General features: G+C 61.3%; 10 protein-coding genes and 3 pseudogenes. 5 read left to right on the top strand and 8 right to left on the bottom strand.

Annotation, left to right across the window (positions count from 1 at the left end):
- Positions 1-56 precede the first annotated feature (56 nt).
- On the top strand, positions 57-1,304 hold the full coding sequence (locus tag QW861_RS27940; RefSeq protein ID WP_316193751.1) for a tyrosine-type recombinase/integrase: 1,248 nt from the start codon (positions 57-59) through the stop codon (positions 1,302-1,304).
- A gap of 382 nt (positions 1,305-1,686) precedes the next feature.
- On the opposite strand, the gene QW861_RS27945 is transcribed toward QW861_RS27940, so the two are convergent.
- Positions 1,687-1,902, bottom strand: coding sequence for an AlpA family transcriptional regulator (locus tag QW861_RS27945; RefSeq protein WP_315715837.1), 216 nt, complete (start codon positions 1,900-1,902; stop codon positions 1,687-1,689).
- Between the two features lie 128 nt (positions 1,903-2,030).
- Positions 2,031-5,042 (bottom strand): Ti-type conjugative transfer relaxase TraA, encoded by a 3,012-nt coding sequence (gene traA, locus QW861_RS27950; RefSeq protein WP_316193752.1) that lies wholly within the window; start codon positions 5,040-5,042, stop codon positions 2,031-2,033.
- 169 nt (positions 5,043-5,211) lie between these two features.
- Between traA and QW861_RS27955 the strand changes: the two are divergent.
- Together QW861_RS27955 and QW861_RS27960 are read left to right on the top strand one after the other, a co-directional pair.
- Positions 5,212-5,538: pseudogene (locus QW861_RS27955) on the top strand (conjugal transfer protein TraD).
- Between the two features lies 1 nt (position 5,539).
- Positions 5,540-5,815, top strand: coding sequence for a conjugal transfer protein TraD (locus tag QW861_RS27960; RefSeq protein ID WP_315715835.1), 276 nt, complete (start codon positions 5,540-5,542; stop codon positions 5,813-5,815).
- 68 nt (positions 5,816-5,883) lie between these two features.
- Here QW861_RS27960 and QW861_RS27965 read toward each other — a convergent pair whose 3' ends face one another.
- On the bottom strand, positions 5,884-7,290 hold the full coding sequence (locus QW861_RS27965; protein ID WP_315715834.1) for an MFS transporter: 1,407 nt from the start codon (positions 7,288-7,290) through the stop codon (positions 5,884-5,886).
- Positions 7,291-7,390: 100 nt separating this feature from the next.
- Between QW861_RS27965 and QW861_RS34070 the strand changes: the two are divergent.
- Together QW861_RS34070 and QW861_RS27970 are read left to right on the top strand one after the other, a co-directional pair.
- Positions 7,391-7,576, top strand: a pseudogene (locus QW861_RS34070) (LysR family transcriptional regulator); the annotation flags it as partial.
- Between the two features lie 36 nt (positions 7,577-7,612).
- Positions 7,613-8,314, top strand: coding sequence for a LysR substrate-binding domain-containing protein (locus tag QW861_RS27970; protein WP_315729252.1), 702 nt, complete (start codon positions 7,613-7,615; stop codon positions 8,312-8,314).
- 287 nt (positions 8,315-8,601) lie between these two features.
- Here QW861_RS27970 and QW861_RS27975 read toward each other — a convergent pair whose 3' ends face one another.
- The 5 genes and pseudogenes from QW861_RS27975 to QW861_RS27995 all read right to left on the bottom strand — a co-directional run bounded on the left by QW861_RS27975 (position 8,602) and on the right by QW861_RS27995 (position 11,584).
- Entirely contained in the window at positions 8,602-9,084 is a 483-nt protein-coding gene (locus QW861_RS27975; RefSeq protein WP_316193753.1) for a hypothetical protein, read from the bottom strand.
- A 257-nt stretch (positions 9,085-9,341) separates the two neighbouring features.
- On the bottom strand, positions 9,342-9,638 hold the full coding sequence (locus tag QW861_RS27980) for a hypothetical protein (RefSeq protein ID WP_316193755.1): 297 nt from the start codon (positions 9,636-9,638) through the stop codon (positions 9,342-9,344).
- A gap of 71 nt (positions 9,639-9,709) precedes the next feature.
- A pseudogene (locus QW861_RS27985) lies at positions 9,710-10,120 on the bottom strand (class I SAM-dependent methyltransferase); the annotation flags it as partial.
- Between the two features lie 215 nt (positions 10,121-10,335).
- Positions 10,336-10,782 (bottom strand): hypothetical protein, encoded by a 447-nt coding sequence (locus tag QW861_RS27990; RefSeq protein ID WP_315715830.1) that lies wholly within the window; start codon positions 10,780-10,782, stop codon positions 10,336-10,338.
- 367 nt (positions 10,783-11,149) lie between these two features.
- The gene (locus tag QW861_RS27995; RefSeq protein WP_315715829.1) at positions 11,150-11,584 is read right to left on the bottom strand and encodes a hypothetical protein; all 435 of its coding nucleotides are present in this window, start codon (positions 11,582-11,584) and stop codon (positions 11,150-11,152) included.
- Positions 11,585-11,752: the final 168 nt, after the last annotated feature.

An 11,752-nucleotide genomic window follows, 5' to 3' on the forward strand; every position in this document is an offset into this window, starting at 1 on the left:
CCTTGTTGGCCTTTCGGGCGATGTAGCTTTGAAAAGGCCAACAGTTGGTGCGTGGCATGGCGAGTGGAAAACTTACGGACGCTGCCGTTAGGAACGCCAAGGCTAGTGGGCGGCTAGTGAAGCTCTCGGACGGGGGCGGCCTGCAACTGTGGCTTACGCCAAGCGGTGGCAAACTCTGGAATTTCGCGTATCGGTTCGGCAGCAAGCAGAAGAAGCTCGCCCTTGGCGAATACGGCAAGGCCCCGGCCGGTGTGCCACTGGAAGCTGCCAGAAGGCTAAGGGACGAAGCTGCGGGCCTCTTGCGGGACGGCATCGATCCCGCCATCCGGAAGCGCCAGGTGAAGGCGGCGCGCGCCGAGGCTCAGGCCAACACGTTCAGTGTTCTGGCCGATGAGCTGCTTGCCAAGAAGAAGCGGGAGGGCGTTGCGACTGCGACCGCTGGCAAGCTGGAATGGCTGCTCGGCCTGGCCAAGGCCGATCTGGGACCGCTGCCGATCGGCGACGTCTCCGCTGGCGAAGTCTTGCGGGTGCTGCAACCACTGGAAGCGGCCGGCAAGCTCGAAACGGCAAAGCGCCTGCGGGCGGTCATTGGTGCCGTATTTCGATATGCTGTCACGACCGCCCGTGCCAATGCGGACCCGACCCAAGCGCTGCGCGGCGCAATCGCAGCTCCAAAACCGAAGCACCGGGCGGCGATTATCGAGCCTGTCGCGTTCGGCGGCTTGCTGCGGGCGATTGACGGCTTTCAGGGCCAGCCAACGACGAAGGCCGCGCTGCAACTGATCGCCCTGCTAGCGCCGCGGCCGGGCGAGCTGCGCCACGCGACATGGGCTGAGTTTGATCTGGACGCTGCCGTGTGGAACATCCCCGCCGAGCGGACGAAGATGCGCAGACCTCACCGCGTCCCGCTTCCAGCGCAGGCTACCGCCATTTTGCGGGATCTGCATCCGATCACAGGGCGAGGCTTGGCCGGGCTTGTCTTCCCGGGCCTGCGTTCGGTGACGCGGCCGATCAGCGAAAACACGCTGTGTGCGGCGCTGCGCCGTCTCGGCTATTCGAACGACGAGATGGTCGCTCACGGTTTCCGCTCGACCTTTTCGACCCTGGCCAACGAAAGCGGAAAGTGGAGCATCAACGCCATCGAGGCTGCGCTGGCGCATGTTGAGCCGAATGCTGTGCGCCGGGCCTACGCCCGCGGCGACTATTGGGATGAGCGTGTGAAACTGATGACGTGGTGGGCCGACTATCTCGATGCGCTGCGCCAGGGTGCGCGCATATTGCAATTCAAGGAAGCGTCAGCGTGAGCAGTGGTGGGCCTAGTACGTTAAGATCGTGTGCGGGGATAGGAAGGCTATCCGATAATCCGGTCAGCACCTCCGGGTACACATCGATTGGGGTACGACACGAGTGAGCTTATGGCGGCGGCCCTTTTGGTGAACAATGGGACGCCGGCATTTCACCAAGAACGGATCAGAAAACGCGGAGTTGGCTGCGTGGAGAAGCCCCTCTGTCAGCGCAGGACAAGCCTGTTGCTATCAGCGCAGAACTAGGACCGATTGACGGTCCAATCAGCAACGGGCCGAAGACGCGCCTCTCTAAGGAATAGGGCAAGCTGCCGCCACGGCGGACGCGCGCGTTGTTGATCATGCGTTTCGAGGACAACGACGATTGACGTTCATCTTCTCGTCACCGGACTTCACCGAGCGCGCCCCTCGGTCGCCACGAGACAGGATCTGCGATCCACCGGTTGATTTCGGATTCATGCCAACCGCTGCCATTGGTGCTGATCTTGATCTGAACCGGGAATGTGCCCTCGGCGATCTTGCGGTAGATCGTGGACCGCGACAGCCCGGTCCTCGCGAGAACGGTTTTCAAACGGATGATGCGGTCCGCTTCGCGCATGGCCGGGCTGCCTCCTGCTGGCTGGTTCTGACGGCTGCTGAGAGAAGAGAGGCCACCGCCTGGCGGGCGTGCAATTGGGTTTTCGACTTGTCGGGGCGTGGCGCCCAAGCGGCGGCAGATAGGCCTAGTCAGCGTTCGAGGCCTCGGTCTTTTCCAAGGCCGATACCGTGGGCAAGGGCTAGCTCCTGGCCGAGCCGGCGGCCGGATTCGAACGCGATGCCGAGGTCGTTCTTGCGGCCGGCGAGGATGGATTCCAATTGCGGATCGCGTTCGAGGCTTTTGGCCATGTCGCCCATTGCCGAGCGCGCAGCCTTGTAGCCGGACATGTCGCCAGCTTGGTATAGGCGCTGACTGGTGTGGCCAAGCTTGTGCCAGCGCTCCACAAAGCGATCGGCGCGCCGGCTTGGATCGGTGCGAAGTTCGGTCTCGATCTGGAGCGCACGGATGGCGGGGCTGACCTGACCGGCCGCCGCCTTACGGGCGAGCTCCGGGTTGTTTCGGTAGGCGGCTTCGGCGTCATGCGAGCCATAAGGCCGCACCGCCTCGAAGGCATGGCGGGCCGTCTGTAGTTCTTTCACCTGCTCCGGACTTGCCTGCCTGCCTATCTCCCGCTCCGCGAAGATCGCATCCACGGCGCGGGCATGGCGCACGAGCGCCCGGGTCCGGACGCGACGTGCTTCCACCTCGGGATCTTGCGCCACGTTCCTTGCCGGCACTTCGGGTTCACGCCGGTCGGTTGCCGTACCACTCCTTTCCCTTTCCGGCGACCCGGGCTCGGGCCGTTGTCCGCCATATCGGTCGGACACCTCCCCAGGAACGCGAAGGCCGTCGAACATGTCGCGCAGCTTCTCCGGCATGACCTTGCGTACGATCTCGGCCACGCGCTCGCGAAACGTGATCCCACGCCGCTCGGCGTAGCTTTGGATCGGATCGGCACGGTCGTAGTCGGAAGCCATGTCCTTGGCGCGATCGCGCGACAGGGCGCGGACCAGCCGAACCTCATTGGCAAAGTCGTCACGGCCATAATGCAGGTCGACGCTGTCGCGATGCCGCGACAGGGAGACATAGCTGCTGTGGGCGTCCATGCCGGGCGTCGCCAGCACATGGACGCGGTCCACCGTCATGCCCTGCGCCTTGTGGATCGTCGCCGCATAGCCATGGTCGAGCCGATTGTAATCTTTGAGGTCGAAGCGCACGGATCGGCCATCGTCGGTCTGCACGGTCATGGATTTTGCGCTGACCTGCTCGATGGTTCCGAGCGTGCCGTTCTTGACGCCGAGCCCGCGCTCGTTCTGCAGGAACATGACCCGATCGCCGCCCGCAAAGTCTCTCGTGCCGCGCTCGACCGTCACCTCCACCTCGTCGCCGAGATTGCCCGCTGCCCGCATCCGCTCGCGCGCCGTCTCGTTCAGCGCATGGACCTCTTCGTTGGTATGGGTGAGGATGATCCGGCTCCGATCCGGCGAGGCCAGCCGGTCGCGGTCCCAACGCTCGATCAGATCCCCTCGAGCCTGCTCGCGGGTCTGGGCCTCGTGCACCAAGCCATGGGCGCGGTAAGCTCCGAGCGCATGATCCACCTTGCCGGTCGCTAGATCGCGCGTGGCACCGCGCTGCCAGTCCTCCCGCTGACGGCGCACTTCGCCGATCTCGGCGCCGCCGTGACGCTCATAAATCGACCGGAAGGCCGCTCCCGCTTCGATCGCCTGCAGCTGTTGCGGATCGCCGACGAGCACCACCTTTGCGCCAGCCTCGGCGGCATGGGACAGCACGCGCTCGAGCTGCCGCGTGCCGACCATCCCCGCCTCGTCGATGACAAGCACATTGCTCGATTTGAGCAGATCACGGCTCTGTCCCCAGCCGTGCTCCAGGCTGGCAATCGTGCGCGACGCAATGCCCGATCCGCTTTGAAGGTTTTCCGCGGCAATGCCGGACAGCGCCACGCCCCGGACCTCGAAGCCAGCCGCTTCCCACGCCTCCCGTGCCACCCCCAGCATCGCGCTCTTTCCCGTCCCGGCATGGCCGACCACGACGCTGAGATCGCGTCCACCCGTGACGTGCGCCAAGGCGTCAACCTGCTCGGATGACAGCACCAGGCCGCGCGCTTCCGCACGCGCCAAAGCCGCCCTGCGCTCCGCATCTCGCACCTCGAGGCGCTCCCCTCCCGCCAACAATTCAGCGGCACGGTGCAGGCGCTGTTCCGTCTCGATCATTCCGCGGGTTGTGAACCGATCCTCGCCGCGGGCGTCCTTACCGAGTTCGATCAGATCGGGCGTTCCCTGTATCGCGCCCATGACCGCATCGAACTGGTCGAGCCCGTCACTGTGCCGGTGCGCGAATTTTGCCAGGTCGCGGCGCGTGAAGGTCGATTGCTGCTGGGTGATCGCGTCCAGTCCAAGGGAGGGATCAGCGATGATCCGCGCGCCATTGTTGCGCGCGATCTCGCGGTGCATCTCGGCCCGGTCGGCCTCAGACTCGTCGCCCGCAATGCCTCGGATCTCAATCCGTTTGGCGGGCGCGCCGATCTGGCTTTGCGGCTCCAGCGCAATGCCCTGGGCTTCCAGGCTGCGATGGTCGATCCGCGCGTCGATGTCGAGCTCGGCCAGCCGCTCGTTGCCAAGCTCGGCCCAGCGTCTGCGCCAGCGCTCGACCATCTCCGTACGGTTCCAGTCCCGTACCTTATTGCCAAAGCCGCTCTCGTCGACCGAGCGCATGGTCACCATGACATGGGCATGAGGTTTCGGCAGTCCGTCCTCCGCCCTGTCCCAATGCACATTGAGATCGGCGATCATACCGAGACCCACGAACTCGCTCCGAACGAAATCGCGGGCTAGCTCGATGCCCTGCGCCTCACTCATCTCGCGCGGAAGCGCAAACTCCACCTCGCGGGCCAGCTGGGCATCTTTCCGGATTTCGTGCGCTTCGACGTCATTCCAAAGCCGCTCGCGGTCGCTCCATGCTTCCGGCACGTTCTCCGGCAGCATGACCTCGGAATGAACGACGCCGCGCTTGGCGGAGAAATCCTGATCGCGGCCGAGCCGCTCGTCACGCAGCCGCGAGCCGGAGCGGTAGGCCGCCGATGCTACCGCGCTGCTCCCGGCCTTTCGGCCAATGACCTTGACGTGAAGATGATAGATCGCCATCGCGACCAGATCACTGGCACAGCGAAGCGCACGTCGGAACGACGTATAAGCGCGCCCTCCTCGAAAAAATCTCGGGAGGGACTACCCCGTCTCAGCTCGTCCTGATGACCTTACAGCATTCTGCGGTGTGCTCGCCTATTATTTCTCCATCGAGCTCATGGAGACGATGATGCGCAAGCCACGAGACTTTGATGCGGATCTGAAGGCACTCGAAGACAAAGCGCGCGGGCTGAAAACTCGAAAGGTGCGCCAGCTCGGCGAATTGGTCATCGCGACCGGAGCTGACACACTGACGGCTGAAGAACTGGCAGGCGCGCTGATCGTGCTGGCCGAGACGAAGGAGGCCGGGAAGAGGGAGGCATGGGCCAAGCGCGGCGCCGCGTTTTTTCAAGGACGGACGCGCTGAAATGCGCCAGCAACTGACCGCAACACGGACGGCGCTCCTGGGCAACCGGACGGCGCGCAACCGGCATCAAGCCGCAAAAGCGCGACATGACATGCGCGCGTGGCAGGTCGAACGCCGCAAGCGCACCCGGCACCTCATCGAACTCGGCGGCCTCGTGGTCAAAGCCGGCATCGTGGACCTGACCGGTGACGACCGTTCCACGATCTTGGGCGCGCTGCTTTGGATGGCTGACAAGCTTAAAAGCGGTGAGGGCGAACGGGCACGTGAGCTTTGGGCCGCGAAGGGAAAACAAGCGTTCGAAACGGACCCTGCAATGGAAACGCGCACAGTTCGTAGAATGCGCGACAATCGCACGTTGGCCGACTAACGCTTCCGCAGCAGCCCGCTTGGTGAATTGCACGATCCTAATATCAACTGCAAAGTTGGTTTGCCGCTTTACTGCAGCTCCCTTGCGACAGGAATTGAGAGCAAGGCAAACACAATTGCACCAAGCACAAGCGTGATCGCACCGACGAGAAGAAAAGCGGGTGGATACAGGCCGCTACCGCCCAGATTCAGGACGGCTCCTATCAGCGCGATGCCGAAAGCAAAGCCCACCTGACGCATTGTGACACACATGGCGGCAGCCGTCGCCGCTCGATCGGCTGGAACCGAGGAAACCGAGAAGGCCGTGATCTGAGCGTTGAACAGTGCGCACCCCGCTCCGCCCAGGAGCAGCATCGCGCCCACGGCCCACGTCGCTGCCGAGCTGGACAGATCCCTTGAAATGGCTCCCAGGAACAATGCCGCGACGCCAACCACCGTCAGTCCTCCGCCGAAGTAGAACCGTGCCGGCATACACTGCGACAAGCGCGCGCCCAGACTAGGCAGCAGGAGCATTGGTATGGTGAGCGCGGTTAGCAGCAATCCGGAGCGACTTGCATCGAGCCCCATCGGCCCGCGCATCATCTGCGGCAGATGGACGAGCAAGGACCAGTAACCGATCGAACTTGCAATAGCGGTGATACAAAGGGCAAGGAACGGAACCGACGCAAACAGTCCGAAATCAAAGGCCGGCCGCGGGTGCCTGCGCTCTACGACCCAGAACGCACAAGAAGCGAGCACGGTTGTAGCCAATGCTATCCCACGAAATCCGCCTGATGAGAGGAGCGCGTACGCTGAGGAACCGACGACTAGCGCTAGCAGGTTCGGCCCGAGCCAATCCATTGGCGGTTGAGAGCCGACACGTTCCGATTCCGCCAGCGGCGAGGCGAAGACCACGAGCGCCATACAGAGCGGAAGATTGATCCAGAAGATCCACGGCCAGCCAGCATAGGAGGCAATGATTGCTCCGAGCGGTGGTCCGACGACCATTGAGCCACCGATGACCGTACCCCAGATGCCGAAGGCCCAGGCGCGTCGCTTACCCGGATAAGCGGCCGCGAGTAGCGCCGCAGCCGCCGACGTGATCGCAGCGCCTGCGACGCCTTGCAGCACGCGCCACGCCAGCAGGCTCTCGAACGTGGTCGACGCCGCAGACAGTGCCGAGGAGAGAGCAAACAAGACGCCGCCGCCAATGAACACTCTTCGCCGCCCGTGTCGGTCTGCAAACGGACCGGCAACCGGAAGCGCGAAGATGAGAGCGAGGCTGTAGATGTCGATAATCCAGGCCTGGTCTTGCACCGGGACCCCTAAGCTGCTGGCGATGTCCGGTAGCGCTGCGGCCAGGCCCGTGAGATCGACCTGGAACAGGAATCCGCTGACACTCGCCGCAAGAAGCGCAAACCGCGGCAATCGTGAAGAAGAACCGTTATCCGCGATTGTCGGATCCTCAACCAGCGCAATTTCGAGATGTTCTGCCATCGCCTTAGGCTGGCGGAAAAACGGCTTGGCAGCGAATGAAGCATTCTCAAAATCTCATGAAACTGTATCATGTGGTTCTCATTGATCACTTCTTGCTCCGATGGTCCGTCGCCTTCCACCTTTCGCTCCATTGGTCGCGTTCGACGCCGTCGCGCGCCACCGCTCATTCACTCGCGCGGCTGAAGAACTTGGTGTGACCCAGAGCGCGGTCAGTCATCGAATTCGGCAGCTCGAGACATTTTACGGGACGACTCTGCTCCGCAGACTCAATCCCGGGGTCGAGCTGAGCGCCGAAGGAAGTTTGCTGCGAGCCGAACTTGCGATGTTGCTCGACACCATGGCCGGACTGGAGCCTCGTCTGCGCCGCCGCGCCAGCCGCCAAACCGTCAGATTGGGTTCAGGCCCGGCGTTCGCCGCGTGGTGGCTCGTCAGGCGACTTCCATCGTTTCAGTCGGAGCATCCCGACATCGATGTCGAGTTCGAGCCAATCCAAGCGGAGCAGGACGCGACGAGTTCAGTCGATCTTCGTATCGTCTGGACGTCGCTTGCCGAAGCACGGCCCAGTTCGACCCAAGCGCCATTGTTTCAGGAACGGGTGGTTCCGGTGTGCGCGCCACGTGTGCTGCCTGAAGGCAAGCCGCTGGCGAATCCGGCCGGTCTGATTGAGCTTCCGCTGATTCGCAAGGGGAGCGATCCGGCCGGTGAGTGGAGTTGGGAATTCTGGTTCAAGACACTTGGCGTGAACCAGGCCGTCTCCCGCGGGCCGGTTCTGCGTGATATCGGGCTTTGCCTCACCTCTGCCGTAGAAGGCGGCGGGGTCGCGCTTGGACGCTCGCTTCTGATCGCCGACGCAGTCGCCGATGGCCGCCTCGTACCGGCGTTGTTGGCGACGCCTCACGTGTCTTCGAGCAAAGTCCATGTGGCACGTTGGCGTCCAGAACTCACCGGTGATCGAGCTATCCGGACTTTAGTCAATTGGCTTTCTCGAGAAACATTGGTTACGGCAAACTGCCCCTCGGCTTGAACACGATGCGCAGAACGCAGACCTCTGAATTGCTCCGCAACTACGGTGTACCCAATCGAAATGGCGCACCACGGCCGATGAAGATGGGCACTACTGCTTCGCTATACCCCTATGATGCAGCGGCCGCCAAAGCGATCCGGCCGGATAACCAGCGACGGACTACGATCTTCCGCTACGCCTCATGGGCGACTGTCTTCCCGATTCCGCTGGTGGTCCGGTTACCCCTCGATAGCGGCCATTTCGATCAATCGCAGGATCGACGTGATGGGCCAATAGCCGACCACCAGTCACCGTCCCAGGCGCGATAGGAGCGCGGCCGCGTTCGGCTGCCTCGCAGCCCACGTAATATTATGTTCGCCGTCGACCTGCACAAAACCTGTACGTTCAGGCATGTCACTCCCATCAAGTGAGTTGAAAGTGCATGTTGCGCTTTCGCGAATGATGGCACCGATACGATCCTGAGCTTGGTAATCGATGAGCGCGATATACTGAACCGGCGAAGCTCGCTCGACTTGGGCAATGGCTTTCTTGGCTGCCTCGGACACTCGCCGTATCGGGTCTTTGAAGAACTCGTCGAACGTGATTGTCTTCCGAGACTCGTCTACGCTGATCCGCTCATAGGTGGACGGATCAACCAACCGCTCCTTGATTGCTCTATCACATGTCTGCACAAATTGAGCGGTGAAGGGTGCGTAGCCGCGAAGGTACGCGTGGCCTAGAACGATCACACCGAAGCTCAGAAGCATTGCAATTACGAGCTTTGTTCTCATCTTCCTGGTCGCTTGCCGACATTGCCCACGCCGCACTCAATACCGCTCTTGGACAAGGAAGCGGAAATCGAAGGAGAGCATCTTTTGTGCGGCCGTTACTAAAAACTAACGATGTCCGATTCGAAAAGCTGCCTTCTGATCGTCTGACGGCTCGCTTCCGGTTAAACCGCGAAAGCGGACATTCTCAATGCCGCTCTGGATCGTCCGTAGGGGGCCAGAACCGGAAGTGAACGCGACAAATGGGCTAACGAGAAGGGCTATTTGTCGCCATCAATACGGTGAGCAATGTAAAGATGCGTTTCATAATCGATGTCGAGGCCGCCTCCTTGATCGTCGATTGCTTTTGCAATTTCATTGAGCAGGTCTTCACGCGTCTCTGCCGCGAGTAACCGAACGTCCGACCGCGTGCTCAGAAACTCGGTGTAGCTGGACGCCGTGTGCTGCCATTTCCACAGATAGCACTTGTGTTCAACGGGCCCGAACAACTGCGACTGGTCAAACCAGTCCTTAAACGGGCCGTTCGGTAGGTACCAAGCTTCGGGCGGCGCCCCCACGAGCCCGTGTGACGTAGCCAAATTTGCTTAAACCGTTCCAGTAAATGTGAGGGTAGTCCGACAGGCACGTGCCCGAAGACGGCCAGTGTTCCGTTAGTCGAAAGCAGTTGGGCGGCTTTTACGAACCGCACTTCCGGGGATACCCAGTGCCACGCCTGTGCCGCAAAGATTAGAGCGAACACTGAATTTCCAACTGGCCACGCCTCGAAAGTAGCCTCGGCTAGTTTCACGTTGGCAAAACTCGCCAAAGTCTCGCGCGCGTAGCGGATCATTTCCGATCCGGGATCAATGGCGACGATCTGCAAACCCCGCTTCGCAAAGCTTTTTGTTGCTTGACCCGTTCCACAGCCAATTTCAAGAACGGCATCGGTTGGCTCTAGGTTTGCAAATGACATGACATCGTCAATCAGAGCCTCAGGGTAATCGGGTCGTGAGGCCCTGTATACGTTCGCGACCTGATCGAATGTGAAACGCTGCTCCATCGTTTGCCCCCTTTTGGCGGTTAGGGAACATAACCTGAGCGGCGTCTGCCCGTCCAACAGCCCACTTCCGCTTCGGGTCAAAAAGCCGGCGGTCGGTGCCCGGCCCCCTTATTCCGGTCGAGGCCCGGAAGCCGACATCACCGGCGGGACCGAAGGTCCGGGACGGGCCAGCAGCGGAAGTAAACGCGACAAAAGCGAAGGGCTACTTGTCGCCGTCACCTCTTTGGCAGCGCGTCGATAGCCGCTGCATACGAATCAGCAGATTGCAGAAGCCTGATGGCCCGTGCCGCCGGTGCCTTATCGGAGTCATATTGATAGCGAATCCTGATCGCGCCGATCAGCGTTTTCTTAAACTCGGACAGCGGCAGCCTCGCTTCATTGGCCAGCACCGGAATCGCAAAAATCGAACGCAGCAACCATGGTCCGATGGCTCTGATGCCGCCGAACGGGCGAACACGAATAAAGTCTAGAACATCGAACGACCGGCCGTCGGCGTCTACTAAGTGCCATTCGCCAGCGCGGGCGCGTTGGGCCGTCTCCTCAAACATCGAGCGGGGATGTGCACAGAGTTCGAGTGGCGTCGCAGCCAGATAGATGTAGCCCTCTCGCCAACAAAGCACGGGATACGAGATGTCGGGCAGATCGGCCGTCGTTTGACTCATTGGTCGCCGCAAAGTGCCAAATTGCTTGTACTCCAGGAGGCCACGATGCCTCGGTACTCTCCCTCAACGTACCAGCATACGTTGACTGAAAGCTTTGCAACCCCAAAATGACAGCGGTGCGAACGAAGGTCCGGTTTAGGTCAAAGCCGGTCCTTTTGCCCCTGGACGGCTTGCTTCCGGTCGACCTCCGGGAGCAGACGTCACCGTCCCGACTGGAAAGGTCCGCGAGGGGCCAATAGGCGACATGCCGATTGCCGACCTTTTTGGCTAGACGGACATTTGACCCGGGAAAGTGGTCACATTCTACGCCAGCAAAGTACTTCAGCAACGAGATGCTTCTGCTTCAATGTAATCTCGTTAGCGGTGCTTAGAGCCACACCAGCACCGAGGATGTGAGTCCCAGCACCGCTAGCGGCACGGCGTACAGGTAGAAAACGTAGATGTGAGTCCGCTGTTGTCTCTCGAAGTAGAACAAAAGCTCCGTTGCCCTTTTGCTGCCTCGTGTCGCCCAGACGAGCGCCAAGAAGATCAACATGATCAGAAATGGCAGGCCGAAAATAACCCCGGTTAACCAGGCGTTGCGCCACGGCGCGTCCTCACTCCCTATGGCAAGAGCCAACAAGGGAGTGGCAAACCCCAAGCAGCCACTAGCCAACAGGTAACGATAAAGCCGGCGGTTCTGCCGCTGGAGTGTTTCAGCCGGAACTTCGGCAAATTCGCCACCCTGTCGCGCAGGAGCAATCTTAGAAGCGACCTCTGCTGCGAGGCTTCCGAGAATGCCGCTCAGCAATTCATGAGGCATGTGCGGTTACCAGGGTCATACGGACACTGATTAGTGTGCTAAAGTTGCTGCCCGATTAAGCGTTCGGCTCAATTCTGATTAAGTCGGCTTCGGGTCTTGGTCGTGTAAAAACGGCCTTGCGGACGTCCGTCCTGACCACGAGGACGCGGGCGTTTCTCAGGCTGTGAT

This window comes from Bradyrhizobium sp. SZCCHNRI1029 (genome assembly GCF_032487555.1).
Classification (GTDB): Bacteria; Pseudomonadota; Alphaproteobacteria; order Rhizobiales; family Xanthobacteraceae; genus Bradyrhizobium.

What these genes read in the sequence shown, in the direction of transcription:
- QW861_RS27940 (WP_316193751.1), top strand. Translation starts at nt 57, where the DNA reads ATGGCGAGTGGAAAACTTACGGACGCTGCCGTTAGGAACGCCAAGGCT.
- QW861_RS27945 (WP_315715837.1), bottom strand. Translation starts at nt 1,902, where the DNA reads ATGCGCGAAGCGGACCGCATCATCCGTTTGAAAACCGTTCTCGCGAGG.
- traA (WP_316193752.1), bottom strand. Translation starts at nt 5,042, where the DNA reads ATGGCGATCTATCATCTTCACGTCAAGGTCATTGGCCGAAAGGCCGGG.
- QW861_RS27960 (WP_315715835.1), top strand. Translation starts at nt 5,540, where the DNA reads ATGCGCGCGTGGCAGGTCGAACGCCGCAAGCGCACCCGGCACCTCATC.
- QW861_RS27965 (WP_315715834.1), bottom strand. Translation starts at nt 7,290, where the DNA reads ATGGCAGAACATCTCGAAATTGCGCTGGTTGAGGATCCGACAATCGCG.
- QW861_RS27970 (WP_315729252.1), top strand. Translation starts at nt 7,613, where the DNA reads ATGTTGCTCGACACCATGGCCGGACTGGAGCCTCGTCTGCGCCGCCGC.
- QW861_RS27975 (WP_316193753.1), bottom strand. Translation starts at nt 9,084, where the DNA reads ATGAGAACAAAGCTCGTAATTGCAATGCTTCTGAGCTTCGGTGTGATC.
- QW861_RS27990 (WP_315715830.1), bottom strand. Translation starts at nt 10,782, where the DNA reads ATGAGTCAAACGACGGCCGATCTGCCCGACATCTCGTATCCCGTGCTT.
- QW861_RS27995 (WP_315715829.1), bottom strand. Translation starts at nt 11,584, where the DNA reads ATGCCTCATGAATTGCTGAGCGGCATTCTCGGAAGCCTCGCAGCAGAG.